The following is a 26,113-nucleotide window of genomic DNA, read 5'->3' as shown; positions in this document are numbered from 1 at the left end:
ACCGACCCGGGCCCAAAGTGATCCATTTACCGTACTAGCGGCACCAATAGGAGGTAGCCCATGTTTAAAGGAAGTATCGTAGCCATTGTCACCCCGTTCACCAACGGTGAGGTTGACGAGCAGAAGCTGCGTCAGCTGGTCGATTTCCAGATCGATAACGGCACTGACGCCATTGTCCCCTGCGGCACCACCGGCGAGGCATCTACCCTCGATTACGACGAGCACGACCGCGTGATCGAAATCGTCGTCGACCAGGTCAACAAGCGCGTTCCGGTCATCGCCGGCACCGGCTCCAACAGCACCCGCGAAGCGATCGAGATGACCCAGCATGCCAAGGAGCTCGGGGCCGACGGCGCCCTGCTGGTCACCCCGTACTACAACAAGCCTTCGCAGGAAGGGCTCTACCGCCACTACATGGCGGTAGCCGACGCCGTTGAGCTCCCGCAGATCCTCTATAACGTTCCGGGCAGGACCGGCGTGAATCTCCTTCCGGAGACCGTTGCCCGCCTCTGCAAGCACAAGAATATCGTCGCCATCAAGGAGGCCACCGGCTCCCTGCAGCAGGCTTCCGAGGTCCTCGACCTCTGCGGCGACAACATCACCGTCCTCTCCGGCGACGACTTCATCACCCTTCCGATGATGGCTTGCGGCGCAAAAGGGGTCATTTCGGTGACCGCCAACATCATGCCGAAGGAAGTCTCCTCGCTGGTCGACGCCTTCTTCGCCGGCAACATGGAGGAGGCCAAGAGGCTGCACCTGCATCTTCTGAAGATCTCCAACGCCATGTTCATCGAGAGCAACCCGGTGCCGGTCAAGACCGCTCTCTCCCTGATGGGCAAAATCAGCGCCGAGGTGCGTATGCCGCTGGCTCCGCTGACCGAGGCGAGCAACACCAAGCTCTCCGCCATCATGAAGCAGTACGGCCTGATCTAAGAGAGGAAACGTCATGGTTAAAATAGCTGTCTGCGGTGCCGCCGGCCGCATGGGTGGAAGGATCATCGCCGCTATCAAGGAAGCGGACGGTGCCGAGCTTTCCGGTGCCCTCGAGCGTCCCGGCCACCCGATGGTGGGCCAGGATGCCGGTTTCAACGCCGGCCTCGGGGCCATCGGGGTCGCCATCAGCGACGACCTCAACGCCGTCGTGCAGGGGTGCGACGTCCTGATCGACTTCACCACCCCCAAGGTTTCCCTGAAAAACCTGGAAGTCTGCGCACTTAACAAGAAGTCCATCGTGATCGGCTCCACCGGGTTCACCCCTGAGGAGCGCGCCCTGGCCGCCGAACTCGCCAAGGAGATCCCGGTGGTCATCGCTCCCAACATGTCGGTCGGCGTCAACGTCTGCTTCAAGGTCCTGGCCGACGTGGCCAAGATCCTCGGGGAAGACTTCGACGTCGAGATCGTTGAAGCTCACCACCGCATGAAGAAGGATTCTCCTTCCGGTACCGCTGTACGGATGGGAGAGGTGGTGGCCAACGCCCTTGGCCGCGACTACAACAAGGTGGCTAACTACCACCGTGAAGGGATCTGCGGCGAAAGGACCCACGAGGAAATCGGGATGCAAACCGTACGCGGCGGAGATATCGTCGGCGAGCACACCGTCTACTTCATCGGCATGGGCGAGCGGGTCGAAATCACCCACCGCGCGCACACCCGCGACATGTTCTCCCGCGGGAGCGTCCGCGCCGCCAAATGGGTGGTAACCGCCAAACCCGGCGTCTGGGACATGCAGGACGTCCTCGGGCTGCGGTAAACGGGCGCACCCGAACGCTTTGACCCTTAAGTCCCCCTTGTCAAAGGGGGATTTAGGGGGATTTGCTTGTGGTTTACCACGGCAAATCCCCCCCGGCCCCCCTTTGACAAGGGGGGAGATTTGATTGAAGCAAGTACTGATTTCCGAAGGAGATTTTGATGGCACAGATTAACGACAACTACCTCAAACTTAAGGCCGGCTACCTGTTCCCGGAGATCGGGCGCAGGGTCCGCGCTTTTGCCGCTGCCAACCCCGACGCCAAGGTGATCCGCCTCGGCATCGGCGACGTCACCCAGCCGCTTACCCCGACCGTCCTCAAAGCGTTCCACGACGCGGTCGACGATCTCGCCAAGGCCGACACCTTCATGGGGTACGGCCCGGAGCAGGGGTACGACTTCCTGATCGACGCGATCATCGAGAAGTCCTACAAGCCGCTCGGCGTCGAGCTGAAGACCACCGAGATGTTCATCTCCGACGGCTCCAAGTGCGACTGCGCCAACATCCTGGACATCTTCGCCCTGGACAACACCGTCGCCATCGGCGATCCCGTCTACCCGGTCTACAACGACACCAACGTCATGATCGGGCGCACCGGCGAAGCCGACGAGAAAGGCTACTACAAAGGGCTCGTCTACATGCCCTGCAACGAAGAGAATGGCTTCTTCCCGGCCTATCCGAAGGAGAAGGTGGACGTTATCTACCTCTGCTTCCCGAACAACCCGACCGGCGCCGTGGCCACCAAGGAGCAGCTGAAAGGGTGGGTCGATTACGCCCTGGCCAATAACTCCATCATCCTCTTCGACGCAGCCTATGAAGCCTTCATCACCGACCCGGCCATCCCGCACTCCATCTACGAGGTCGAGGGGGCCAAGAAGTGCGCCATCGAGTTCCGCTCCTTCTCCAAGACCGCCGGCTTCACCGGCGTCCGCTGCGGCCTGGTGATCGTACCGGAAGAGCTGGAAGGAACCACCTCCACCGGCGAGAAGTACAGCGTCAACAAGCTCTGGCTCCGCCGCCAGACCACCAAGTTCAACGGTGCCTCCTACCCGGTCCAGAAGGCCGCTGCCGCCGTCTACACCGACGAGGGGTGGAAAGAGACCAAGGCGGTCATCGACTACTACATGGAGAACGCCCGCATCATCCGCGAAGGCCTGTCCGCTGCCGGCCTGACCGTGTACGGCGGCGTCAACGCCCCCTACATCTGGCTCAAGACCCCGGCCGGGATGACCTCCTGGGACTTCTTCGACAAGCTCCTCACCGAGTGCAACGTCGTCGGCACCCCGGGCAGCGGCTTCGGCCCGAGCGGTGAAGGCTTCTTCCGCCTCTCCGCCTTCGGCAACCGCGACAACGTCATCGAAGCGGTGGAGAGGATCAAGAAGAACCTGAAGTAACATCATCACCGGTAGATTCACCAGGGCGGCCCCCACAAAGGGCCGCCTTTTTTTATCCCCCATCCGCGGCTGCAATGTTTCATTAAACTAATTCGGCCCGCAGCCCGAAAAGAGGGTGGTAAGGAGGATGTTATGAAGATTTTGGAGTGGAACGAAGCACTGGTGCTGGGGTGCCAGGAGATCGACACCCATCACCGAAAACTAGTAGGTATCCTCGGGAAGGTTCACCAGGATTTTGTGGATGGGGTAATAGACATTGGACCGGTGCTGGACGAATTGCAGGAATACACGAAGTACCACTTCCGGAGTGAGGAACTCTGGATGCTGGACGGGGTATATCCTGAGATAGCCGCTCATAGAAGGGAGCATGCCTTTTTTCTCAACAAGGTAGGTGCGCTTCGGAAGGAACACGACAAGGGAGTCCAGTACCTGTCGCTGGAAACCATAAGCTTCCTGGAGGAGTGGATCACCAATCACATTAAAAAGATGGACGTCACCCTGGCCTGCCATCTGCTGACCGATGCTTCGGCAGCGTTACCTGGGCCTGCAAACTGACTTAAGCCTTGGAAACCTCCCCCGCGTTCAGGGGGAGGCCCCCTTCACCCTTACCACCTGCCTCGTTCTTCTAGTCGCCGATCATTCTCATCAGTTCCCGGTCGAAGGCCGGCAAATCACCCGGCTCACGAGAGGTTATCAGGTTACCGTCGACCACGACCTCGGCATCTTCGTACAGGGCTCCGGATTCACGCAGTTCGGTGGCTACCGTTTTGTAGCAGGTCGCTTTGCGGCCGCGCAGGAGTCCGGCCGAGATGAGAATCTGCGGCCCGTGGCAGATCGCCGCTACCGGTTTGCCTCCGGTCAGGAAGGCTCTGGCTATCTCCTGGACCTTCGGGATGTCCCGAATGGCAGCGGGTGCCTTGCCGCCGGGGAGGACGAGGACATCGTAGTCATCAGGCGATATTTCGGAGAAGATCTTGGTCACCGGCACTTCGTACCCATGTTTCCCGCGGATGGCGTCCCGTTTTTCGGAGGCTACATCCACGTTGAACCCGGCCTCACGCAGGCGGTACAGGGGAACGAGCAACTCGGTGTCCTCGAAATCGTTGGCACTTAGAATGAGTACGTTCTTGGCTGTCATGTGAACCTCCATCGTTAGTTGCTGGAATGACGTGAAAATTAAACAGCGGCATCTGCCGCTACTTAAGATTTTACCAAGAATGGGCCGGGAAGGGGTACTAATATAACTCCCGGATGCTTGCCACGGGGACCGTAACCGCTTCCAGCTGAAAATCAATATCAAAAAATAAGAGTGATCTGGTAGAATATAGTGAACGAGTCGCAGGAACAAAGCGGCAGCAGACAGACAGAGGGTAAACCGATGATAGGATTTGTCGAGTGGACGTTGGCGGTAACCTTGGCAGCATCGGCCGCACTGGTAGTTGCCCAGTGCAGGGCCTACTACAAGGCGAAATATTAACTACTGCGGGTGACCCTGCAGGTGTCATAACAAACAAAGCCGGATCCTAAAGGTCCGGCTTTGCTGTTTCCAGGAGACGACGATGACAGCCGATACTCAGTCCATTTCAAGGCAGACTGCATCGCAGGCCGGGTCGCCGGGATAGGCCCAGCTTTCCTCGGCAATCAGTCCGAAGCGGCTGATCATCTCGTGCAGGGTCTGCCAGAGCACCGGCTTGGCCACGAACCCGTCGCATCCTTCGTTTTCCAGTGCCTGTAACATGTGCTCGGGGCTGTGGCTGGCGGTAACCATGATGATCACCGACCGTTGGGCGTCGTGGCGCTTTTCGGCCGCCCTGATGGTATGCAGCGCCTCCAGCCCGTCCATCTCGGGCATGACGATGTCCATGCAGATGAGATCGAAGGGATCTTCGGCCGCCAGAGCTTCCTCCACGGCCCAAACTCCCTCGGCCCCGTTGACGGCCATGAAAGTCTCGCCAAGGCCGCGCAGCATGGCATCCAGGATGAGACGGTTGATCTCCAAATCGTCGACGATGAGTATTTTCACGGCGTATTCACCCGTTTTCGGTCAATCTCGGCCTGGCGAATGAAGGTTGCTTCTATGTCGCCGGCTTTGAACGACAGGTCAGTCAAGCCGAGGAAGCGGGGGCCACCTTCCACCTTGTTTTCGATCATGGAGAAGGGGCCGGGGCGCTCCTCTCTGAACTCCTCGGAAAGCATGTCGAGGCTGACAGTCACCCCTCCATACAGAACGTTGCGCACATTGATCTTGGGATTTGCGTCAGGGTAGACGCGGGTGCGAATGTCCCTGATCCGTCCGGCGACGACCGCCCGCTCTTTCAGGCATTCGTCCCGGCCGTTCTTGGAAAGCTCCAGATCCTTCTGCCGGTTGGCGATCTCCTTAAGATCCTCGAAGCAGCGGGAAATCTCCTCGAGGTCGCGGTAGTTGATGCCGACCACGACCCGGGTATGGAGCGAGGTTACGCTCCCAAGGGTGCCGACATCGACGCCGCCCAGGGCGACGCACTCGCCGCCGACGATGCCGCGTTTGCTGACCCGCACGGCACCGAAGCACTTGATGCCGCAAAGGCGGATTTCGGACTCCACGAGGATGTCCCCTTTCACCTCCACTTTGGTCTCGTAGATGAAATTAGCCTTGAGGTTGCCACCGCAGCGGATTTCACCGCTTCCCTGGCCGTTCATCCCGCAAAAGACGATGTCGCCGTCCGAGATGACGCTGCAGGCGCCTATGTTGCCGGCGACTTTGATCCCCTTGCTGGCGCAAACCTTGAACCCGTCGAGAATGTCCCCGGTGACCTCGAGATAGCCGTTGAAGTTGATGTTGCCGATCTTGAAGTCGACGTTGCCGCGCACCTCGTAGACGTCCTCGACCGATATCTCGTTTCCCTGAAGGAAGACGCGGCCCGAACCGGTGGCCAGGATGGTCATGCCGTCATCGCCCAGGGCGACGTTCTTGCCGAGTTTCACGGCCAACGGCTTGCCAGGGGGAGCAGGGATCTCGGTGCCGAACACGGTGACCCCCGGAGTGCCATCCCCTGCGGGCAGGACGGTGGCAACCACGTCGCCGGTCTGGACGTTGATGAATTCCTGGACCTGGTGGAAGTCGACGACGTTTTCGCTCTCCTGGCTTTCCTCGCCGGTCCCTTTTCCACTACCAATGGACAGAGCTATCCGGCCATCCTCTCCGGGAACCATCGGGGTGCCCTGGGCAAGGACCAGCCCCTCAACGGCCCTGTTCTCCTGGGCATGGACGAGGAGTTGCTCCACCGCCTCTTCAAGGACGCTGGTTCCGAGACCGGAATCGGAGAGGAAATTGGACAGGTCCTTCTCGCCGAGGAAAGGTCCCTCACCCGGCTGATAGGAAGCGAGGCAGGTGGAATGATCGGGAGCAAAGGAGAGCTCCAGCCTGAAACCGGGTCCGGTCAGGTCCAGCCGCTTGGCTAACGTGCTTTCAGTCGTGGCTGGGGTCATAAAATACCTGCCAAAGGGGAGAAAATCGTCTACCTTACGGCTCTTATATCGGCATCGGGATACTCTTCTTTAGTAAATTAGTAATTTAAGAGCGGGAAGGGCGCAAAGGGGAGCTGGAGCGATCGAGAAACGTGGAGTTGGCGTACCGGGGCGAGAGCCGGGGCGCACCGCCCGGGAGAATGGATTAGACAAAGAAGGAGAAATGGGGTAAGGGAAGCGTATGAAATGGCAGGTCTACATGATTCTTTGCTCTGACGCGAGCCTCTATACCGGTATTACCACCGATGTGAAGCGGCGCTTCAACGAGCACGCAACCGGACGCGGCGCGAAGTACTTCCGCGGCCGCCGTCCGGAGCGCCTGGTTTACCTTGAGAGGGAACATGACCGCAGCTCGGCAAGCAAGAGAGAGTGTTACCTGAAAAGCCTTACCCGGCGCGAGAAGGATCGCATGATCGCGGCGCCGGAGAACGTTGCAGGCACCGTGCTTTGTTCACCTATCCCGCCGATCACCTGAGTCTTCCGGCCACCTTTTCACGAAGATAGCGGTCAATGGCGGCGGAAGCGCGTTTGCCGTCTCCCATGGCCAAAATAACCGTGGCTCCTCCCCGCACGATATCGCCACCGGCAAAGACGCCGGGAATGCTGGTCTGTCCATGTTCGTCGACGGTGATATTCCCCCACTTGTTGAGGGAGAGATCGGGGGCGGTGGCGGTCAAGAGCGGGTTGGCCGAGGTACCCACCGCATTCACCACGATTCCGGCGGGAAGGACGAATTCCGAGCCGGGGATGGCGACCGGGCGGCGGCGCCCCGACTGGTCAGGCTCGCCCAGCGTCATCCGCATGCATTTCAATCCTCCAACCCACCCATCCGGCGCCGGAATGACATCGATGGGAGCGGTCAGCATGACGAACTCCACCCCTTCCTCCTTGGCGTGCTTGATCTCTTCGACCCGGGCGGGCATCTCTTCCTCCCCCCGCCGGTAGACGATCATCGCCCGCTTGGCACCGAGCCTTCGCGCCGTCCTTACGCAATCCATAGCGGTATTTCCCCCGCCGATAACGGCGACTTCAGAAGCCTTCAGGACGGGTGTGGCGGCGCTTTCGTGCCGGCCTGCCTCCATCAGGTTGATCCGGGTGAGGTATTCGTTGGCAGCATAGACTCCCTTGAGGTTTTCCCCGGGGATGCCGAGCATGACCGGGAGGCCTGCCCCGTTGGCGATGAAGACGGCATGGAAGGTACGGCTGAGATCGGCGAGGGAGAGGGTCTTGCCGATGATGACGTTGCACTCTATGGAAACTCCCAGGGAGGTCAGGATCCGGACCTCGCGGTCAATGATCTCTTTGGGAAGGCGGAATTCGGGAATGCCGTAGCGGAGCACGCCGCCGGTATCGTGCAGCGCCTCGTAGATGGTCACGGCGTGTCCCATCCGGGAAAGTTCCCCGGCGGCGGTCAGCCCGGCCGGTCCACAACCGATGACGGCCACCGAAAACCCGCTTTTGGCAGGAGGGGTGATCGGGGGGAGCTCATCGGGATGGGCCATGGCCCAGTCGGCGACGTAGCGCTCGAGGTAGCCAATGGCGACCGGTTCCCCTTTCACCTTGCGGACGCAGAGCGCCTCGCACTGGGTTTCCTGAGGGCAGACCCTGCCGCAGACTGCGGGAAGGGCGTTATCTCCCCTGAGAATGGAGGCGGCTTTGGGGAGCTCGCCAGCGGCGAGGGCGCCGACGAATTCGGGAATTGAAACGGCGACCGGGCAGCCGTTGACGCACGGGCGATGCTTGCACTGCAGGCAGCGCTGGGCTTCGAGGACGGCCTGATCTTGGCTCAGTCCACGGTTCACTTCCTTGAAGTTGCCGCTACGGACGCCGGCGGGAAGCTCCGGCATCTCGGCCCGGTGGATGGCCATCCGTTCTTTCACAGAGAGCGAAGCGGTCATGAGGGTACCTCCTGCGAAAGTTTACATTTGGCGGCGGAAAAGCTGGCCGCCTCCTGGTCGCGGTAGCAGCGAAGCCGGTCGCCCAGGGTGTCGAAATCGACCAGGTGGGCGTCGAACTCGGGACCGTCGACGCAGGCGAACTTGGTCTCGTTCCCGACCCGTACCCGGCAGCCGCCGCACATCCCGGTGCCGTCGATCATGATGGGATTCAGGCTGGCGATGGTTTCGATTCCATACGGGCGGGTTACCTCCGCCACCGCTTTCATCATCGGGACCGGGCCGACCGCGAAGACGGCCTCGGGACGCCGGTCGGGATCGGATATGAGCGCTGTCAAGGCAGAGGTCACCATTCCCCGCTCTCCGAGAGAGCCATCCTCGGTGGTAGTCATCAGGTTCTCCGACAGGGGGCGCAACTCGTCAGCCAGGATGATGAATTTCTCGGAGCGACCGCCGATGATGGTGGTGATCCTGTTGCCGGCCGCCGCCAGCGCCTTGACCAGCGGGAAGAGGACGGCGGTGCCGACACCGCCGCCGACGCAGGCGACACGCCCCCAGGTGCGGATCTCGGTCGGCATGCCGAGGGGGCCCGCCACGTCGCGGATAAAGCCGCCGGGCGCGGTATGGACGATGTTGAGGGTGGAGGCCCCGACCGCCTGGACAAAGAGGGTAATGGTGCCGTTTTCGGCGTCCGCATCGCCGATGGTCAGCGGGATGCGCTCTTCCCCTTGGGCGAGACGGACGATAACGAACTGGCCGGGCTTCCTTGCACGGGCGATGAGGGGCGCGGAAACCACCATCTTGTGGAGGTTCTCGGCGAGGATCTCGTTGCTGATCACTTGGAACATCGAGGTCACCTGTGAAGTGGGATAGAAAGCTATGGCTTTAAAATAGCAGCAGGGGAGGAAGTGGCAAGGACGTATACGCCGTATACCGAGTTCGAGGGTAAAACCGTAAGGTGGTGGGAGAAAGACCTATTTGGGTTTGGCGGCTGCGGCGGGTTGGACACGGAAGGTGGCGCAGAGGATACCGGCAAAGATGAGCACGATGCCTGCTACGTGGAACATGCGGAGCCGTTCGCCAAGAAAGAGGACGGCCAGTATCGTGCTGAAGGCGGGCATGAGATGGATAAACTGGCCCCCCAGGTGTGCGCCGACGCTGCGCAGACCGCTCGTCCAGGCGGAGAAGGCCACCACCGAGGCGAGGATCCCGACGTAGCCGATGCTGAGGATGGTGGCGGTATTGATGGTGAGGAAGTGGCCGGAAGCGAGCTCCCAGGCGTAGAAGGGGATGAGGAAGACGAGCCCGGCAACGGAAATAGCGAAGAGGAAGACGAAAGGGTTTAATCCGGCAGGGAATTTCCTTAGGAGCACGGAGTAGAGGGCCCATACCACTGCAGCGACGAGGACCAGCAGGTCCCCGCGGTTGAAATGGAGCATGAGGAGGCGGGAAAGGTCGCCCTGAAGGATTATGGCGGCGACGCCGCAGAGGGACAGGGCGATACCGAGATGCTGGCGCAAGGAGACCCGCTGGGAAAAGATGATGCGGGCGAACATGAGGATGAAGACCGGGATGGCCGAGTTTACCAGGGCGGCGTTGATGGCGGTCGTGTAATGCATCGCCGTGTAGATGAGGAAGTTGAAAAGAGTGACGGAGAAGAGGCCGCAGAGGGAGACAAAGCGAAGGTTGCCCCGGATAATAGGCCACTCCTTGCGGAGCCTGGGTAGGGCGATAGGGGCGAGTACGATGATGGCAATGACCCAGCGCCAGAAGACGAAGCCTGCCGGTGGGATGACCGCATTCATGGCGCGGCTGATGACGAAGTTCCCGGACCAGATGAGGGCGCTTAGGGTGAGGAGGAGGTAAGGCATGGTACCTGTCGGAAGAAGACGTAGGATGTGGAACAGAGGCTAAATTGGCCTAACCGCAGGGGGAAGTCAAGAGGAAGGTGAGTATACGGACTGAAGATGAAAGTCCCCCTTGTTAAAGGGGGGAGAGTTGGCAAAGGAGGAGAGAGCTAGAATTCCTGCGACATCGCCTTCACCTGTCCGGCGGTGAAGACCGGGCCGTCCTTGCAGACGTACACGTTGCCGACGTTGCAGCGGCCGCACTTGCCGACGCCGCACTTCATCCTGTTCTCCAGTGTCGTGTAGATTGCGTCGTCGGTGAAGCCGAGGCGCTCGAGTACCGGGAGAGTGAACTTGATCATGATCGGGGGGCCGCAGACGAGCGCAATGGTGTTCTCCGCGCTGGGAGCGGCCTCTTCGAGGACGCTGGGGACAAACCCGACCTTGCCGTCGAAGCCGGGCCCGTTGCCGCCGGGATCGACGCATTTCACCAGCCTGACATCGGAACGTTCCTGCCATTCGGCCAGCTCCCGCTTGTAGACGAGGTCCGCCTCGGAGCGGGCTCCGTAGACGATGGTGATGTCCCCGAACTTGTCGCGGAGATCCAGGCAGTTCCAGATCACGGTCCTAAGCGGCGGAAGCGCGATGCCGCCGGCAACGAAGACGAGGTTTTTGCCGTAGAAATCTTCGATGGGGAAGGAATTGCCGTAGGGCCCGCGCACGCCGATAGTGTCGCCGACCTCGAGCCTGCGAAGCTCCTCGGTCACCCGGCCGACGCTCCGGAAGCAGCACTCGATGTACCCCTTCCTGGTGGGAGCCGAAGCGATGCAGAAGGTCGATTCACCGGCGCCGAAAGCGGAGTACTCGGCAAACTGACCGGCGCGGAAGCTGAAATTCTCCCTGACATTCTCGTCCTGGAAAACCAGGCGGAACGTCCTGACGTCCGGCGTCTCATCGACGATGGCTTCGATAGTGGCGAGGTTGGGAAGGTATATATTCTTCGACTGGCACATGTCTTGGCCTCAAAACTTCCCCCCTTTGAAAAAGGGGGGGCAGGGGGGGATTTGCAGTTGGAAACGGCAGGGGAAAATCCCCCTAAATCCCCCTTTTCCAAAGGGGGACTTCACACCTTATCTACCCGGCTTGGACATTGATCTTGTTGAGGATATCCCCGATGTCGATCCCGACCGGGCAGGCCCTGATGCAGCGGCCGCAGCCGGTGCAGAGCGTCTTGCCGAACTTGTCGTCGTAGTACTTGAACTTGTGCATGATCCGGTTACGGTAGCGCTTGTTCTGGATGTCGCGCGGATTATGTCCGGAAGCGTGGTTGGTGAACTTTCCGAAGCCGCAGGCGTCCCAGTGCTTGCGGCGGGTGCCATGGTCGGGAGTCCCCTCGTCGTTGATGTCGAAGCAGTGACAGGCGGGGCAGATAAAGGCACAGGCGCCACAGCCGAGACAGACATCGGCGATACTCTGCCAAAGCGGATCCTCGAAGTGAGTGTTGAGCCACTCCTTGATCTTGGCCAGATCCAGTTTGGCGGTATCGGGAGCTGCCAAGGGGGCCGCATCGGCTGCCGCGCCCTCCTTGAACAAGCTGCCATGTGCGCTCACCAGCTTCTCTCCCTTTTCGGTTACCGCGTTGCAGGCGTAGGAGCCATCCTTGAGCGGGGTGAGGAAGAGGTCGCTTCCCGCCGGTGAATCCGGTGCGTAGCCGACCGCGGTGCAGAAGCAGGCGTCGTCGCAGCTCGTGCAGGCGATGCCGACGATGGTGCTCTTCTTGCGGCGCTCGAGGTAGAAGTCGTCGTTGTAATCCCATGAGAAGACGGCATCGAGGATGGAGGGGGAGCCGGCGTCGCAGGGGAGGGCGCCGATGAGGACGGCGTCCGGGAAGGACGCACGGTCCACGTCCTTCACCTTGGTCACCCCATCCTCCTTCCCGAAGGTGAGGATGTCCTCGCAGATGGGGAAGAAGAGTTCCTTGGAGGAGCGGCGGGGGAGGGCGCCGAGCTTCAGGTCGGCTCCGTTGGAAAGCGGCTGGTAGAGGACCATGGAGCCGGCCTCTTTGGGACCCACCACCAGCTTGGACTCCTTAACGAGGCTGTCGATCAGGCTGCGGAGATTGGCTTCAGTGATTATCTGCGGCATAGGGTTCCTCGACTACTTGATGAACGACTGGTCGTCGTCTTCCTTGTACTGGTTGAGCGGCCCCTTTTCCTGGGGAGCCATCGACGCCTCGTAGTCGTACAGTTCCTTGAGTTCCTGGGCCATCCGGCGGTTGAGGAGGTTCAGGGGGATGTCCATCGGGCAGGAGCGCTCGCACTCGGCGCACCCCGCGCAGCGCCCGGCCAGGTGCATGGCGCGCACGATATGCCAGGCGGTGTTGCCGGCCGGCCGGGGAGACGATTCGACCGCCTGGGGGCGGTTCTTGTCGCACAGGCACTGCTCGCAGTAGCAGAAGGGGCAGACCTGGCGGCAGGCCATGCAGCGGATGCAGCGGGAGAATTGCTCCTTCCAGTAGGCCCAACGCTCGGCCTGGGGCATCGCCTCGATGCGGGCAAGCTCCTCGGCCTCCAGGGGGGTGAGCCCGTCGAGGTGGGGGAGGGTGCCAGCCACGAAATCGACCCCTTCGGGAGTATGAGCGGTACACTCGCGGCACTTCTTCGCGATGGATGCCTCGGTCAGCTGCCCGTTACCGGCGGCGACGGCCCCCTGGACACCCGCACAGTTGATGCCGATGATGAAAAGGTCGTCCCGCTTGATCTGGGATTCCCCCATCAGGCCTGCCAGCGCCCGCAGGTCGCACCCCTTGGCGACGATGCCGATCTTTCCGCCGGGAAGGATCCCTTTCTTGGCCTTGGTCAGGTAAAGGGAGAGGTTGTTAACGCAGGCGGGGGAGAAGATCAGTCTTCCGGCCTCCTCCTCGGTGGTCACCACGGCGGGCACCGCTGCCGACTTGCGGCGCCCCGGGAGGTAGCCGATCACCGCGGAGACAGCGCCTTCCTTGAGGACCTTTACCGCCTCGCTGCGGATCGCTTGTGTAACGGCATCGTAGTAGGCCGGCTCAATCCCGCACCCTTTTGCTTTCTGTGCTTTAGCATTCATGAAATATCGCACCCTCTGGCGCCCGCCTCATGCGGCCAAGACGCAGGAATGAATGTGAAACGGGAAGATTCCCGGGCCTTCAGGTGATGCTGTCGTAGGCGGCTTTCAGCTCCGGAGTGGATAGGGAGGCAGACCACTGTTCCTCGAGCTCGAGCTCCTTGAATTCCTTCATCGGCCCCATGCCGCGCACCCGCTCGGTCAGTTCGGTCACCACCTCTACCCATTTCCCGCCCTCGGCGGCGGAAACCCAGGAGAACTGGAGCCGGTTCAGGTCGACGCCGACGAAGTCGAGCAGGGCGCGGAAGGCGGCGAAGCGGCGGCGGGCGTGGAAGTTACCGGCCATGTAGTGGCAGTCGCCCGGATGGCAGCCGGAGACCAGCACCCCGTCGGCACCTTTCTGGAAAGCGCGCAGGATGAAGACGGGATCGATGCGGCCGGTGCAGGGAAACTTCAGCACCCGGACGTTGGGGGGATACTGCATCCGGCTGGTGCCGGCCAGGTCGGCCCCGGCATAGGTACACCAGGTGCAGACGAAAGCCACCACCTTCGGCTCGAAATCGTGTTTAACCTGTTCAGCGTGCATGCGTAATCCTCGGTAACAAGTCCCCCTTGTTAAAGGGGGATTTAGGGGGATTTAGGGGGATTTGCTTTTTGCTTTCTTGTTGGCTGGGGGAAAGGCAAATCCCCCCTGTCCCCCCTTTAACAAGGGGGGGACGATGCTTGCGGCTGAAACTTCCTAGAGCGTTTCGATCATCGCCATGATCTGCTCGTCGGTGTAGCCGTCGAGCTCCACGGTCTTGGAGGGGCAGGTGGCCTGGCAGGTGCCGCAGCCGCCGCAGACGCCGGGGTTCACGTAGGCGATCACCTTGACGACGTTCCCCTGGCGGTCCTTGATCTCCTTCTCCTCGATGGCGCCGTACGGGCAGACCTTCTTGCAGGCGAAGCAGCCGACGCAGTACTTCTCGTTGACCTTGGCCACCACCGGGTCGCGCTCCAGCTGGTCCTTGGCGAAGAGGGTCATCACCTTGGCCGCCGCGGCGGAGGCCTGCGAGACGGTATCCGGGATATCCTTCGGTCCCTGGCAGGCGCCTGCCAGGTAGATGCCGGCGGTGGCACATTCGACCGGTTTCAGCTTGGCGTGGGCCTCGGAGTAGAAGTTGTACTTGTCGTAGGAGATGCCGAGCTTCTGGGCCAGGAGATCCGCCCCTTCCTGGGGCTGAACAGCGGTGGCGAGCACCACCATGTCGGCCTCGATCTCCACCTGGACGCCGACCAGCGTGTCGCTCCCCATGACGATTATCTTGTCCCCCTTCTGGTACATCCGGGAGACCATCCCCCTGATGTAGACCGCTTCCTCTTCCTCGACGGCGCGGCGCCAGAATTCGTCGTACCCCTTGCCCGGTGTCCTCGCGTCCATGAAGAAGACGTAGGCCTGCCCGTCATGAACCTTGTGGTGATAGAGCATGGTGTGCTTGGCGGTGTACATGCAGCAGATCTTCGAGCAGTAGGAGATCCCTTTCTCCCTGGCCCGGGAGCCGACGCACTGGATGAAGACTATCTGCTTCGGTTCCTTGCCGTCCGAGGGGCGGAGGATCTTGCCACCGGTGGGGCCGGAGGCGGAGGCCAGGCGCTCGAAGGTCATGCCGTCGACGATGTCGGGGATGGTGCCGTAGCCAAACTCGCCGTACCCCTGGATCATGCTCCCTTCCGGCTTGCGGTCGATGGAGTAGAGCTTGAAGCCGGTGGCCACCACGATGGCGCCGATGGATTCCACGGTGAGGGTGTCTTCCTGCTGGTAATCGACGGCGCCCGGTCCGCAGACCTTGGCGCAGACCCCGCATTTGCCGCTTTGGAACATGGTGCAGTTCTCGCGGTCGATGACGGGGGTGTTGGGAACCGCCTGCGGGAAGGGGACGTAGATGGCGCTCCGCATCCCGTGCCCCTGGTCGAATTCGTTGGGGATCTTCTTCTTGGGGCATTTGGCGATGCAGACGCCGCAGCCGGTACACTTCGACTCGTCTACCGAGCGGGCCTTCTTGCGGACGGTGACCTGGAAGTTGCCGATATACCCTTCGACCTTCTCGATTTCGGAATAGGAGTAGAGGGTGATGTTGGGATGGTTGGCGACATCGACCATCTTGGGGGTCATGATGCACTGCGAGCAGTCAAGCGTCGGGAAGGTCTCGGAGAGCTGGGCCATGTGGCCGCCGATGGAGGGTTCGCGTTCCACGACCAGCACCTGGTGGCCGGCGTCGGCAATGTCGAGAGCCGCCTGGATGCCGGCAATGCCGCCGCCGATGACCAGTGCCTTTTTGGTAACCGGGACGGTGATGGGGGCGAGGGATTTCCCCTTTTTGACCCGCTCGACCATGAGGTGGACGATGTCGGAGGCCTTGGCCGTGGCCATCTCCCGGTTCTCGTGTACCCATGAGCAGTGCTCGCGGATGTTGGCCATCTCGCAGACGTACGGGTTCAGTCCGGCCGCGCCTGCTGCCTTCCGGAAGGTTTTCTCGTGCATGCGCGGGCTGCACGCAGCCACCACCACGCCGGTCAGGTTGTGCTCGGCTATCGCCTTCTTCAAAAGGTTCTGGCCCGGGTCGGAGCACATGTACTTGTAGTCGCACGAGAACGCCACCCCCGGGATATTCCCGGCGGCTGCCGCTACCTGTTCCACATCCACCGTGCGGGAGATGTTCTCGCCGCAGTGGCACACAAAAACACCGATTCTAGACATAGGTTCCTCAGGGATTAAGCCGTAGCTGAATCAAATCCCCCTGTCCCCCTTCCACTAACTGAAAGCCCCCCCCTCCTTGATGGGAGGGGGCTGGGGGGTGGGTGAAGCTGCAAGCTATGGACAATGTTGCAAATTCCCCCACCCCCTCACCCCCTCCCTCAAGTGGAGGGGGGACATGGAGCCAAGGGAAATCAATTAAATGAGCTGCTTTTCCCTCAAAAGGGGCCGCGGGTCGATGATGACGCTGTCGAAGCCGAGATCCGTAGAGGGGACGCCCAGGGCCAGTGCCACCAGCTGGGTGAAGTAGAAGATCGGCAGCTCGTAGCTGGCCTGGTTCTTGTTTTCGATGCTTTCCTGCCGGATATCGAGGTTACCGTGGCAGAGCGGGCAGGCGACCATGATGCAGTCGGCCTTGGCGAACTGGGCCGAATCGAGGATGGCGTTGGAGAGCTTCATCACGACCCCGGGACGGGAGAGGGTGAAGTTGGCGCCGCAGCATTCCATCCGGTGCGACCACTGGACCGGCTCGGCACCGAGCGCGCGGAGGATATCTTCCATGATGCTCGGATCCTCGCAGTCATCGAGCTCGGGGACCTCGGGCGGCCGGGTGAGGAGGCAGCCGTAGTAGCAGGCAACTTTCAGCCCCAGGAGCGGCTTCTTCACATTCTCCTCAAGCTTCGCCAGCCCGACTTCGCGGGCCAGGATCTCAAGGATGTGCTTGACCGGCTTCTTCACGTCGGCGGGACCGTCGATGGCGGTTTCCACCTGGCGGCGGCGGGTCTCGTCGTGGGTGATCTTGTGCTGGGCGTGCTTCAACCGCGAGAAGCAGGCGGCGCAGGCCACCGCGAGGTCACCCTCCACCTCCTCGGCCATCTTGAGGTTCTTGGCGCAGAGGGAAAGCGAGAGGAGCTCGTCGACGTTGTGGGCCGGGGTGGCGCCGCAGCAAAACCAGTCCGGCACCTCCTTCAGGCCGAGCCCGAGCGCCTTGAAGAGGGCGCGGGTGGAGATGTCGTACTCGCGGCCGGAGGCGTGGAGGGAGCAGCCGGGATAGTAGGAATAGTTGAGACGTTTCTTCGGGGTCACAGTGCCTCCCCTTTCTTGCGCATCTCCTCGATCCTTTTGAAGATGCCTTCGATTTGCGCGATGTTCCGGTTCTTGCTGTGGAACATCTTGAGCTTACCCTTGGATAGGAGCTTGGGGCCCAGCATGAGGTCCTTGAGGAACTGCCCGCTCTTCATGTTGAAGGCGGCGCCCAGCCTCAGCTCGTACTGGCGGCCGTAGGTGCGGATGTTTTCGATGAAGAGCCGGTTGGCGAGCTGGACGTAGCTTTCCTTGGAGGGGCCGTCGGCGTCCCAGGAGAGTTTCCTGAGCGCGTCCATGATGGAGGCGAGATCGACCTTGTTGGGGCAGCGGGTGGTGCAGGTTTCGCAGGAAGCGCAGTACCAGATGGAGCGCCCGGCCAGGACGCGCTCCCATTGCCCGAGCTGGAGCAGGCGTACTATACGGTTGGGGGGATGTTCCATGAACGCCGACATGGGACAGCCGGCGGAGCACTTGCCGCACTGGAAACAGCGGCGTACCGAGCTGCCGGAGAGGGATTCCACCTTCTTAACGAAACCGATGTTCATGGTCTCGTTGGAGAGGCGCATCATCTTGTTTTTCACCGCGGACCTCGTAACGTCTTTGTCTTGAGAGGGGGCGCAGGGCCGCCTCCGGGGCGTAACCCCTGCCGTGAACCGGTGCGGGAAAATCCGGCTGGAGGCCGGAAAACCCCGTGAAATCAGCTTAAATCGGGATTGTGGTAACGCTGTTTTGTTTTCGTATCTTCGCGCCGTTAATAGATATACGAGAGGGGTGTGTCTTAAATTTTCGTGAAATATACGATTTTTTAAAACAAAAAAGCAAGCATTAGTTTTGCTATAAGTTCATTGACTGGCATTGGTGTCATAAAAAAGCACCACTACGACTAAATTTATCTCATTTGACTTCTGGAATAGTGCGGCTGAGGGTGAAAAAGTGGCCTCCACGGGCCTTTTAGTGAGCACCACGAGCTAACCTCAATAGCAGTGGTTGTTTTATGCGTAAATTTACCTGTTATCACGCCGTGAGACGCCGGTTTGAAAGAACCCGATTGTGTCCATTTTAAAACAACGAAGGGTGCATGTTTGACGTTAGCGGAAGTCCGGGCAAACTCTTTGACAGTGACCGATAAATAGATTAGCTTTAACGATCCCTTATCTTCTCCTCCGAGGTGCCGCATCGGCGAAAACAAGAGACTATACGGCTACATGCTGACCTGCAGGTGGTCCTACCTGGCGGGAGCCCTGCTGCTGGTGGGAACCAACCTCTGCGGGCTCGCCATACCGTGGCTGATGAAGCTCGCCATCGAGGGGTTGCAGCACCCCGCCTCGGTTCGTTTTACCCCCGCCCGGTACGCCGGGATGATCGCCTTGGCGGCGGCAGCCCAAGGCATCATCCGGGTCTTCTCGCGCACCACCCTCTTGAACGCGGGCCGCAGGATCGAGTACCTGCTCCGGGAGGACCTGTACGCGAAGCTTCTCACCCTGGACCTCGCCTATTTCTCCACCTGGCGCACCGGCGACATTCTCTCCCGCCTGGCGAACGACCTGACCAACGTCCGTATGCTCCTCGGCTTCGGCGTGCTGGGAACCATCAACACGCTGGTCCTGTACGTGGCGGCAGTGATCCTGATGTCCCGCATCTCGCTGTCCCTGACCGTCTGCGCGATCATCCCCTTTCCCCTCATGATTTACGTGGTGCAGCGGATGAGCGCCTCGATGTTCAAGCGCTCGAAGCACATGCAGGAGACCCTGTCGCGTCTTTCCACCCGAGTCGAGGAAAACGCCTCTGCGGCCGCGGTGGTGAAGGCGTACTGCCGCGAGCAGGGGGAGATCGAGACCTTCCGGGAAACCTGCCAGCAGTACACCGATGCCAGCATGGAAGTGGCTAAGCTCCGAGGCGCCATGCTTCCCATCATGGCGGGCACCGGCGCGGTCGGCACCCTCATCGTCCTCTTCATGGGTGGGAGCCAGGTCATCCGCGGCACCATCACCCTTGGTGGCTTCGTTGCGTTTAACGGCTACCTCGCCATGCTGGTATGGCCCACGGTGATGCTCGGATGGATCCTCAACCTAATGCAACGCGGGGCCGCCTCGATGAGCCGGCTGGGTGAGATCCTTAAGGCGGAGGCGGAGGTCAATGAGCCGGCGGACCCGGTAGATCCGGGGGCGATCAAGGGAGAGATCGAGTTCCGCGGGCTGACTTTCGGCTACGGTGGCACCCCGGTTTTGAAGGGGATCGATCTAAAGGTCAAGCAGGGGGAGCGGATCGGCATCGTCGGGGTGATCGGCAGCGGCAAGTCAACCTTGGTGCGGCTGATCCCGCGGCTCTTCCAGGTGCCGGAAGGCGAGATTCTCATCGACGGGATCGACGTCAACCGGCTCCCGCTGAAGAGGCTGCGCGACGCGGTTGGGTTCATCCCGCAGGAAAGCTTCCTCTTCTCCCGCACCATCGGGGCCAACATCGGCTACGGCAAGCCTGAGGCCAGCCGGGAGGATATCGAGCGGGCGGCCAGAATCGCCGGACTCGCCAAGGATGTCGACCGCTTCCCGGACACCTACGACACGCTGGTGGGCGAGCGCGGGGTGACCCTGTCGGGAGGGCAGAAGCAGCGGGTCGCCATCGCCCGGGCCATCATCAAGGAGCCGAGGATCCTCATCCTCGACGATCCCCTCTCCGCGGTTGATGCGGACACCGAGGAGGCGATCCTGAGGGAGCTTTCCGCCTACTACGGCGAGCGCACCGTCATCATCGTGTCGCACCGGCTCTCGCCGCTACGCGACTGCGACCGGATCATTGTGATGGAGGAGGGGGCCATCGTAGAACAGGGCAGCCACGACGAGCTGGTCGCCCTCGGCGGCCGCTATGCCGCCCTCCACCGCACCGAGCAGCTAAAAGCCGAGATCGGTCGAATGTAACCCGATCCTCACCGGCACGGCCCGGCAGTATCCCCCCTCCCCTGGAGGGAGGGGGCGAGGGGGTGGGGGAAGCTCACTCGGAGTGCCTATGCCGGCCTCCACCCCACCCTGACCCTCCCCCTCAAGGGGGGGGAAATAAGGAGTCCCATGCATCACGGCGGCATCTACGAAGACGAGATTGTCGGGAAGATCTACGACCGGCGGATGATGAAGCGGTTCCTCCGCTACGTCATGCCGTACCGCCGCATGGTCGGGATCACGCTCGTCCTTTTGCCGCTCATCGCCGTCACGCGGCTCTCGCAGCCGTACCTCCTCAAGATCGCCATCGACAACCACATCGTTACCCACCAGATGACCGGCCTCCCCGCAGTCGCCGCCGCCTTTCTCGGCGTCATCCTGGCCGAATCCCTGATGACGTTCGCCGAAGTCTACTTCCTCCAGTACGTCGGTCAGCAGGTGATGTACGACATCCGCGTCCAGCTCTTCACCCATATCCAGAGCCTCTCGGCGCGCTTCTTCGACCAGACGCCGGTGGGGAGCCTGGTGTCGCGCCTGACCAGCGACGTGGAGGTGCTGGGAGAGATGTTCGCCGCCGGCGTCGTTTCGGTGGTCGGCGACGTGCTGGTCCTGGCGGGGATCGTCGGCATTATGCTCTGGATGAACGTCCAGCTATCCCTGGTCACCTTCTCCGTGCTGCCGGTCCTGATCTGGGCAGCTTTCGCCTTCCGAAAGTGGATGCGGGCGGCTTTCAGGCAGGTGCGCGCGCGACAGGCCAACCTCAGCTCTTTCCTCGCCGAAAACATTGGCGGTATCTCGGTGGTCCAGCTATTCAACCGCGAGAGCGAGGAGGCCGCGGAGTTCCGGCGGCTCAACGCCTCCTACATGGAGGCGAACCTCCCGGTCATCACCTGGGATGCCGCACTCTACGCGGTGGTCGAGGCCATCTCGTCCATTGCCGTCGCCCTCATCATCTGGTACGGCGGTGGCGAGATCGTCCACGGGACCCTTTCCTTCGGCGCACTGGTGGCCTTCATCCAGTACATCGAGAAATTCTTCTCCCCCATCCGCGACCTCTCGGCCAAGTACTCCATCATGCAGGGTGCCATGGCATCGCTTGAGCGGATCTTTACCCTGCTGGACCGCGATGCCGAGCAGGAAACCATCCTTGCCCCGGCAGCCGGCCCGGAAGTTGGCGGTGTCGAAGAGAGAGCGGGGGGCAACGCCGGCGTGCCGCTGCCGCTCGCCGCTCAACCCCGGGAAATCGTAGGCGGAGAGCCGCACGAGACGATCTCCTTCAACGACATCTGGTTTGCCTACACCGGCGAGGAGTACGTGCTGAAGGGATTCTCCCTGGAGATGAAGCGGGGCGAGAAGGTGGCGCTGGTGGGGGAAACCGGCGGCGGCAAGACCACGGTCACCCGCCTGCTGTCCCGCTTCTACGAGGTCTCCCGCGGGGCCATCACCATCGACGGCGTCGACATCCGGCAGCTGCCGCTTCCGGCCCTTCGCCGCCGCATCGGCGTGGTGCTCCAGGATCCCTATCTCTTTTCCGGAAGCGTCGCCTATAACATCTCCCTGGGCGATCCGGTGGCAGCCGGGCGCGTGGAACAGGCGGCGGCCCTGGTCGGCGCCGACCGTTTCATCCGGACCCTTCCCAACGGCTTCGATGAGGAGGTCCGGGAGCGGGGTTCGAACTTCTCGGCCGGAGAGCGCCAGCTGATCTCCTTCGCGCGTGCGGTCGCCTTCGACCCGGAGATCCTGGTCCTCGACGAGGCGACCGCCAGCGTGGACCCGGCCAGCGAGCACCTCATCCAGCAGGGGCTCGCCGCGCTGATGGCGGGACGGACCACCCTGGTGGTGGCACACCGCCTCTCGACCATCCGGGACGCGGACCGGATCGTCGTCATCCACCATGGCGAGAAGGTGGAGGAAGGGACCCACGGCCAGTTGATGGAGAGCCAAGGTGTCTACTACCGGCTCTACCAGTTGCAGTTCAAGGAGTAGCGCAGCATGAAGCATCTTATTCTCGGCACCGCCGGCCATATTGACCACGGCAAGACCTCCCTGGTCAAGGCTCTCACCGGTATCGACACCGACCGCCTCAAGGAGGAGAAGGCCCGAGGCATCACCATCGAGCTTGGCTTCGCCCACCTCGAATTGCCTGGCGGCCTCCGCTTCGGGATCGTCGACGTTCCCGGCCACGAGCGTTTCGTCCGCGCCATGGTGGCCGGCGTCGGCGGGATGGACCTCGTCCTGCTGGTGATCGCGGCGGACGAGGGGATCATGCCCCAGACCCGGGAGCACCTGGAGATCTGCCAGCTCCTCGGCGTGAAACGGGGGATGGTGGTACTGACCAAGAAAGACCTGGTGGATCCCGACTGGCTCGACCTGGTGGCCGAAGAGGTCAGGGAGTATCTGGCCGGAAGCTTCCTGGAGGGCGCGCCGATCGTCCCGGTTTCCTCACGGACCGGCGAGGGCATCGATCTCCTCAAGGAAGAACTGGTAAAGATGGCCGGGGAGATCGAGCAGAAGCGGGTGGATGCCCCCTTCCGTCTGCCGGTGGACCGGGTCTTCACCGTGACCGGTTTCGGTACCGTGGTCACCGGGACCCTGCTGTCGGGCGCCATCTCGGTTGGCGAGGAGGTGGAGGTGCTCCCCGCCGGGCTTCCTTGCCGCGTAAGGGGCGTGCAGTCCTTCGGCAGCAAGGTTGACAAGGGGGGCGCCGGAGAGCGGCTGGCGGTCAATCTCCAGGGTGTGGAGCATACCCAGGTGGAGCGGGGGGACGTGGTGGTGCCCAAGGGACTCTACCGCCCGACCACTGCGGTGGACGTCAGGATCAACCATCTCGCCTCGGCGGCCAAGGATTTGAAGCATCGGGCGACGGTCAGGCTCCATTCGGCGACCTACGAGGTGCAGGCCCAGGTTTCCCTCTTCGACCGCCCATCGCTCGCCCCCGGCGACTCTGCCTACGCGCAGTTGAGGCTGGCCCGGCCGGTGCTCCTGCTCCCGGGGGACCCGTTCGTGCTGAGGACCTATTCCCCGCAGGCGACCCTCGGCGGCGGAACGGTGCTCGATCCGGCACCGCCGCGAAGAAGGAGACGGTCAGCGGAGGCGTTGGCGCTCCTGGAGGCGACCGAGGCAGGGGTCGATCAGGATCGGATCCGCCTACTGGTGGAGTCCTCGATCCTTTCCGGCATTTCGATTCAGGAGATGGTGAACCGCTCGGGGATGTCGGCCAAGCGCATCGAGGCGGCGCTGGCTCCGCTCCTTTCCGCGGGCGCCATCATCCAGGTGGTGAAGGAGCCTCGCATCTTCCTCGGCAGGGATGCGTTCGCCACCCTGAAAAAGCGGCTTGCCGGGGAGCTCAACGATTTCCTGGTCGAGAACCCCATGCAGGAGGGGATAGGCAAGGAGGAGCTCAAGTCCCGCATTCCGAGGCGGAGCGACGCCCGCTTCTTTGGGCCGCTATTGGCCTCCATGGAAAAGGACGGGGTGGCGGTCTCCGACCGGGATATCGTCAAGATCCCCGGGCGGAAGGCTGGGGTGACCGGTGCTCAGGCCGATCTGCAGGGGATGCTGGAAGAGGCGCTCAAAAAGGGCTGGTCCGAGCCCCCAACCCTCAAGGAGTTGGGCGAATTGATGGGATGCGGCGAGAAGCAGGTGCTGGAGCATGCGAACATGCTGGTCCGCGAGGGGAGGGTGGTCAAGGTGAAGTCCGATGTCTTCTATGCGCCGGGCCCCGTCGCCGAGCTCAGGGAAAAGCTGGTTTCCTACCTCAAGGAGCACGGCGAGATCCTGCCGCCGCAGTTCAGGGAGCTCACCGGCCTTTCTCGAAAATTCATGATCCCCCTCCTCGAGTACTTCGATCAGGAAAAGGTGACCATCCGGGTGGGCGACAAGAGAACGTTGAGAAGAGGGTAGCTCTAACTCACCAGATGTAGTCCTTGGCGATCTCGCGTTTGTCGCGGCCGTAGAGGATGTGGAAGACGCGGAGCTTCTTCAGGGCCACCGGGGATAGGCTCCCCAGGGGGAGGTAGATGATGCGCTTTCCGATCCGGGATGCCCACTGCTTGAGGTAGCTCCGCGGAGGGCGGGCCGCCACGTAGATGACATCCTTCTCCACCGAATAGTCGAGCGCCGCCAGCAAGAGGACCTCGGCCTTGTCCCGGGCCCCCTGGTAGTCGCGGTCGCTCCAGACGTCGCTCATCCGCCGCGGCGGATAGCTCAACAGAAACCCGCCATACTCGCAGCGCGAGATCCCCGGCCCCACGATGTTGCCGGCGGGGGGCGTGGCGTAGAAGGCCATGTCCGATTCCTGCGCGTGCTCACCCAGCCACGTCATGCAGTAGGGAAACTTCTCCCCCTCCCGGTCGTCCTCGAAGATAACCACCACCGATCCGACCCCGCCCCTCACCCGCTGGTGCTCGCGCACGTAGATCTTCTTCTCGTGCAGGTTCCTGATGGTCTCCCGCATGTCGATCCCGTCCAGCATGGAGGAGGTGAATGGCTCGACCCTGCTCTGCTCCTCGCTCAGCTGGCGCGCCACGATCTTTTTGAGGTTGCGGCCGTAGTCCTCGATGATCAGGTCCTCCGGCGGATACGAGCAGATGGAGGGATTGTCGAAGCCGTCCAGCCATTCGCCGGCAGTCCGCTCTTTCTTCCTCTTGTTCATCCGCAGGCCGTTACGTCCCTTGCCCCGCTGCTGCTCCCGCGGCCGGAAGCGGATGCGCCGGGTGGCGGACCAAAGCTCGGCGGCGGTGAGCCGCAAGGTAGGGATGTCGGTGGCTTCCTTTTGCCAGGGATAGAAGGCCGCCAGCCGGAAGAAGGCGTAGGCGAAGTTGTCGTCCAGGCAGCCGCGGGCGGCGGCCAGCATCTGGAAGAGGTCGGGCAAGAGCGCCTGCGAGACGAGGGCATAGTTACGGGAGAACTTGAAGAAGGCGCGTTTTTGCCAGTGGTGAACCTTGTCGCCGGTCTCCTGGCGGTAGTGCCGGGCGGCCTCCATGAAGAGCCGCAGCATCACCCGCTGCCGGTCGGTCATCTCCCCTTCTTCTCCGGCCCGCCGTGCGCTCCGCTGGACCGATTCGTTGAGTGCCTCCTCCTCGGACTGGGACTCCTTTCCTCCCAGGATCAGCTCCATGGCGTTGTAACTCTTCCGAAGCGACGGCCCGGGAATGGGCTCGGGAGGAAGCGGCGAGCGGCGGGTCTCGTAGAGGGCAGAGAGGAAGGGATACTCGGCCAGCACCTCGTGGCAGCAGTCGGGGTGGAGGTTCCAGATGGAGACCCCCTCCCTTCGCGTGCGGGAGAGCTGCTGCGCGAGCGGGCGGCCGAACAGTTCGCGGATCCGCTCCAGGTGGGCCATCCCGCAGATGAAGAGGACCCGTTCGTGGGCAGCCGAAAGCTGCTGAAGGCGGAAGGCCATCCCGCTCTCCCGGCGGCGATCCTCGTCGGCAGGGGGGATGGTGCGGTACATGGCGGCCACCTCCCGGTAATAAGCGGCGAGGCCGATCCGCTGCACCGCGTAGGAGTCCGGGAGCTGTTCGTTGTAGGAGGGATAGCTGTCGAGGTCGACGTCGACCAGGTGGAGAGGGGCGCCCCGCTCGATGGCCAGCCGGGCACCCTCGATGAGGGGATCGGCCGGCTCGATGATCAGGAAGACGGATTGCTCCCCGACCTGGTAGGAGAGCACGGATAGCTCGGGTAGCCGGCGAATCCCCCTGACGAAGGCGGTCTCCAGGGTCTGAGGGAGCTCGATGGCGACGCAGTCTGGCCGGATGCGGTCGAAGGCCTCCCGCACGAGGTGGGCGAATTCCATCCGGTAGTGGAGGATCGGCAGAGCGTGGACGTTGCCGAATCGTTCCAGGTGCAGTAGGTGGGACATGGGCGGGATCT

Annotated in this window: 22 protein-coding genes; 8 read left to right on the top strand and 14 right to left on the bottom strand. The window is 62.0% G+C overall.

Annotated elements, in window-relative coordinates:
- Positions 1 to 60 precede the first annotated feature (60 nt).
- The 4 genes from dapA (at position 61) to L4X63_RS04255 (ending at position 3,696) form a co-directional block, all read left to right on the top strand.
- Positions 61 to 933 (top strand): 4-hydroxy-tetrahydrodipicolinate synthase, encoded by an 873-nt coding sequence (dapA, locus tag L4X63_RS04270; RefSeq protein ID WP_250677347.1) that lies wholly within the window; start codon positions 61 to 63, stop codon positions 931 to 933.
- Positions 934 to 946: 13 nt separating this feature from the next.
- A complete protein-coding gene (dapB, locus tag L4X63_RS04265; RefSeq protein ID WP_250677346.1) occupies positions 947 to 1,750 on the top strand; it encodes a 4-hydroxy-tetrahydrodipicolinate reductase in 804 nt (267 codons plus the stop codon).
- A 158-nt stretch (positions 1,751 to 1,908) separates the two neighbouring features.
- Positions 1,909 to 3,141, top strand: coding sequence for an LL-diaminopimelate aminotransferase (locus L4X63_RS04260; protein ID WP_250677345.1), 1,233 nt, complete (start codon positions 1,909 to 1,911; stop codon positions 3,139 to 3,141).
- Positions 3,142 to 3,273: 132 nt separating this feature from the next.
- Complete coding sequence (locus tag L4X63_RS04255; RefSeq protein WP_250677344.1) at positions 3,274 to 3,696, top strand: bacteriohemerythrin; 423 nt, start codon at positions 3,274 to 3,276, stop codon at positions 3,694 to 3,696.
- 70 nt (positions 3,697 to 3,766) lie between these two features.
- Here the strand turns inward: L4X63_RS04255 and L4X63_RS04250 are convergent, their stop codons facing one another.
- From L4X63_RS04250 to L4X63_RS04240, 3 genes are all read right to left on the bottom strand, one after another.
- A complete protein-coding gene (locus L4X63_RS04250) occupies positions 3,767 to 4,279 on the bottom strand; it encodes a type 1 glutamine amidotransferase domain-containing protein (protein ID WP_250677343.1) in 513 nt (170 codons plus the stop codon).
- 435 nt (positions 4,280 to 4,714) lie between these two features.
- Positions 4,715 to 5,164 carry a response regulator gene (locus L4X63_RS04245; RefSeq protein ID WP_250677342.1) on the bottom strand — a complete coding sequence of 150 codons (450 nt, stop codon included), beginning with the start codon at positions 5,162 to 5,164 and terminating at the stop codon, positions 4,715 to 4,717.
- Entirely contained in the window at positions 5,161 to 6,609 is a 1,449-nt protein-coding gene (locus L4X63_RS04240) for a flagellar assembly protein A (RefSeq protein ID WP_250677341.1), read from the bottom strand. Before L4X63_RS04240 ends, L4X63_RS04245 begins: the two co-directional genes overlap by 4 nt.
- Positions 6,610 to 6,829: 220 nt before the next feature.
- Here L4X63_RS04240 and L4X63_RS04235 point away from each other — a divergent pair, with 220 nt between their 5' ends.
- Positions 6,830 to 7,123 (top strand): GIY-YIG nuclease family protein, encoded by a 294-nt coding sequence (locus tag L4X63_RS04235; RefSeq protein ID WP_250677340.1) that lies wholly within the window; start codon positions 6,830 to 6,832, stop codon positions 7,121 to 7,123.
- Here the strand turns inward: L4X63_RS04235 and gltA are convergent.
- From gltA to L4X63_RS04185, 10 genes are all read right to left on the bottom strand, one after another.
- The gene (gltA, locus tag L4X63_RS04230; protein ID WP_250677339.1) at positions 7,116 to 8,546 is read right to left on the bottom strand and encodes an NADPH-dependent glutamate synthase; all 1,431 of its coding nucleotides are present in this window, start codon (positions 8,544 to 8,546) and stop codon (positions 7,116 to 7,118) included. The two genes, L4X63_RS04235 and gltA, sit on opposite strands and share 8 nt — an antisense overlap.
- Positions 8,543 to 9,391 carry a sulfide/dihydroorotate dehydrogenase-like FAD/NAD-binding protein gene (locus L4X63_RS04225; RefSeq protein WP_250677338.1) on the bottom strand — a complete coding sequence of 283 codons (849 nt, stop codon included), beginning with the start codon at positions 9,389 to 9,391 and terminating at the stop codon, positions 8,543 to 8,545. Before L4X63_RS04225 ends, gltA begins: the two co-directional genes overlap by 4 nt.
- Positions 9,392 to 9,517: 126 nt before the next feature.
- The gene (locus L4X63_RS04220; protein ID WP_250677337.1) at positions 9,518 to 10,414 is read right to left on the bottom strand and encodes a DMT family transporter; all 897 of its coding nucleotides are present in this window, start codon (positions 10,412 to 10,414) and stop codon (positions 9,518 to 9,520) included.
- Between the two features lie 146 nt (positions 10,415 to 10,560).
- The gene (locus L4X63_RS04215) at positions 10,561 to 11,403 is read right to left on the bottom strand and encodes an FAD/NAD(P)-binding protein (protein ID WP_250677336.1); all 843 of its coding nucleotides are present in this window, start codon (positions 11,401 to 11,403) and stop codon (positions 10,561 to 10,563) included.
- A 121-nt stretch (positions 11,404 to 11,524) separates the two neighbouring features.
- Entirely contained in the window at positions 11,525 to 12,535 is a 1,011-nt protein-coding gene (locus L4X63_RS04210; RefSeq protein ID WP_250677335.1) for a 4Fe-4S dicluster domain-containing protein, read from the bottom strand.
- Positions 12,536 to 12,547: 12 nt separating this feature from the next.
- Positions 12,548 to 13,492: a 4Fe-4S dicluster domain-containing protein gene (locus L4X63_RS04205; protein WP_250677334.1), complete on the bottom strand. Its 945-nt coding sequence runs from the start codon at positions 13,490 to 13,492 to the stop codon at positions 12,548 to 12,550.
- Between the two features lie 79 nt (positions 13,493 to 13,571).
- Positions 13,572 to 14,075, bottom strand: a complete 504-nt coding sequence (locus L4X63_RS04200) for a hydrogenase iron-sulfur subunit (RefSeq protein WP_250677333.1) — start codon at positions 14,073 to 14,075, stop codon at positions 13,572 to 13,574.
- 153 nt (positions 14,076 to 14,228) lie between these two features.
- Complete coding sequence (locus tag L4X63_RS04195) at positions 14,229 to 16,226, bottom strand: CoB--CoM heterodisulfide reductase iron-sulfur subunit A family protein (protein ID WP_250677332.1); 1,998 nt, start codon at positions 16,224 to 16,226, stop codon at positions 14,229 to 14,231.
- A gap of 195 nt (positions 16,227 to 16,421) precedes the next feature.
- On the bottom strand, positions 16,422 to 17,309 hold the full coding sequence (locus tag L4X63_RS04190; RefSeq protein ID WP_250677331.1) for a CoB--CoM heterodisulfide reductase iron-sulfur subunit B family protein: 888 nt from the start codon (positions 17,307 to 17,309) through the stop codon (positions 16,422 to 16,424).
- Positions 17,306 to 17,890 carry a 4Fe-4S dicluster domain-containing protein gene (locus tag L4X63_RS04185; RefSeq protein ID WP_250677330.1) on the bottom strand — a complete coding sequence of 195 codons (585 nt, stop codon included), beginning with the start codon at positions 17,888 to 17,890 and terminating at the stop codon, positions 17,306 to 17,308. Before L4X63_RS04185 ends, L4X63_RS04190 begins: the two co-directional genes overlap by 4 nt.
- Positions 17,891 to 18,514: 624 nt before the next feature.
- Here L4X63_RS04185 and L4X63_RS04180 point away from each other — a divergent pair.
- The 3 genes from L4X63_RS04180 (at position 18,515) to selB (ending at position 24,145) form a co-directional block, all read left to right on the top strand.
- Entirely contained in the window at positions 18,515 to 20,224 is a 1,710-nt protein-coding gene (locus L4X63_RS04180; RefSeq protein WP_250677329.1) for an ABC transporter ATP-binding protein, read from the top strand.
- Between the two features lie 147 nt (positions 20,225 to 20,371).
- Positions 20,372 to 22,228 carry an ABC transporter ATP-binding protein gene (locus tag L4X63_RS04175; protein ID WP_250677328.1) on the top strand — a complete coding sequence of 619 codons (1,857 nt, stop codon included), beginning with the start codon at positions 20,372 to 20,374 and terminating at the stop codon, positions 22,226 to 22,228.
- 6 nt (positions 22,229 to 22,234) lie between these two features.
- A complete protein-coding gene (gene selB / locus L4X63_RS04170) occupies positions 22,235 to 24,145 on the top strand; it encodes a selenocysteine-specific translation elongation factor (RefSeq protein WP_250677327.1) in 1,911 nt (636 codons plus the stop codon).
- Positions 24,146 to 24,152: 7 nt separating this feature from the next.
- Here the strand turns inward: selB and L4X63_RS04165 are convergent, their stop codons facing one another.
- Positions 24,153 to 26,102, bottom strand: a complete 1,950-nt coding sequence (locus L4X63_RS04165; RefSeq protein WP_250677326.1) for a TraB/GumN family protein — start codon at positions 26,100 to 26,102, stop codon at positions 24,153 to 24,155.
- Positions 26,103 to 26,113: the final 11 nt, after the last annotated feature.

This window comes from Geomonas sp. Red32 (assembly GCF_023652955.1).
In the GTDB taxonomy this organism is placed as follows: Bacteria; Desulfobacterota; Desulfuromonadia; order Geobacterales; family Geobacteraceae; genus Geomonas.
This window is presented reverse-complemented; position numbering and strand designations above follow the sequence as displayed.

Coding starts and splice junctions, on each gene's coding strand:
- dapA (WP_250677347.1), top strand. CDS start 61: ATGTTTAAAGGAAGTATCGTAGCCATTGTCACCCCGTTCACCAACGGT.
- dapB (WP_250677346.1), top strand. CDS start 947: ATGGTTAAAATAGCTGTCTGCGGTGCCGCCGGCCGCATGGGTGGAAGG.
- L4X63_RS04260 (WP_250677345.1), top strand. CDS start 1,909: ATGGCACAGATTAACGACAACTACCTCAAACTTAAGGCCGGCTACCTG.
- L4X63_RS04255 (WP_250677344.1), top strand. CDS start 3,274: ATGAAGATTTTGGAGTGGAACGAAGCACTGGTGCTGGGGTGCCAGGAG.
- L4X63_RS04250 (WP_250677343.1), bottom strand. CDS start 4,279: ATGACAGCCAAGAACGTACTCATTCTAAGTGCCAACGATTTCGAGGAC.
- L4X63_RS04240 (WP_250677341.1), bottom strand. CDS start 6,609: ATGACCCCAGCCACGACTGAAAGCACGTTAGCCAAGCGGCTGGACCTG.
- L4X63_RS04235 (WP_250677340.1), top strand. CDS start 6,830: ATGAAATGGCAGGTCTACATGATTCTTTGCTCTGACGCGAGCCTCTAT.
- gltA (WP_250677339.1), bottom strand. CDS start 8,546: ATGACCGCTTCGCTCTCTGTGAAAGAACGGATGGCCATCCACCGGGCC.
- L4X63_RS04225 (WP_250677338.1), bottom strand. CDS start 9,391: ATGTTCCAAGTGATCAGCAACGAGATCCTCGCCGAGAACCTCCACAAG.
- L4X63_RS04220 (WP_250677337.1), bottom strand. CDS start 10,414: ATGCCTTACCTCCTCCTCACCCTAAGCGCCCTCATCTGGTCCGGGAAC.
- L4X63_RS04215 (WP_250677336.1), bottom strand. CDS start 11,403: ATGTGCCAGTCGAAGAATATATACCTTCCCAACCTCGCCACTATCGAA.
- L4X63_RS04210 (WP_250677335.1), bottom strand. CDS start 12,535: ATGCCGCAGATAATCACTGAAGCCAATCTCCGCAGCCTGATCGACAGC.
- L4X63_RS04205 (WP_250677334.1), bottom strand. CDS start 13,492: ATGAATGCTAAAGCACAGAAAGCAAAAGGGTGCGGGATTGAGCCGGCC.
- L4X63_RS04200 (WP_250677333.1), bottom strand. CDS start 14,075: ATGCACGCTGAACAGGTTAAACACGATTTCGAGCCGAAGGTGGTGGCT.
- L4X63_RS04195 (WP_250677332.1), bottom strand. CDS start 16,226: ATGTCTAGAATCGGTGTTTTTGTGTGCCACTGCGGCGAGAACATCTCC.
- L4X63_RS04180 (WP_250677329.1), top strand. CDS start 18,515: ATGCTGACCTGCAGGTGGTCCTACCTGGCGGGAGCCCTGCTGCTGGTG.
- L4X63_RS04175 (WP_250677328.1), top strand. CDS start 20,372: ATGCATCACGGCGGCATCTACGAAGACGAGATTGTCGGGAAGATCTAC.
- selB (WP_250677327.1), top strand. CDS start 22,235: ATGAAGCATCTTATTCTCGGCACCGCCGGCCATATTGACCACGGCAAG.
- L4X63_RS04165 (WP_250677326.1), bottom strand. CDS start 26,102: ATGTCCCACCTACTGCACCTGGAACGATTCGGCAACGTCCACGCTCTG.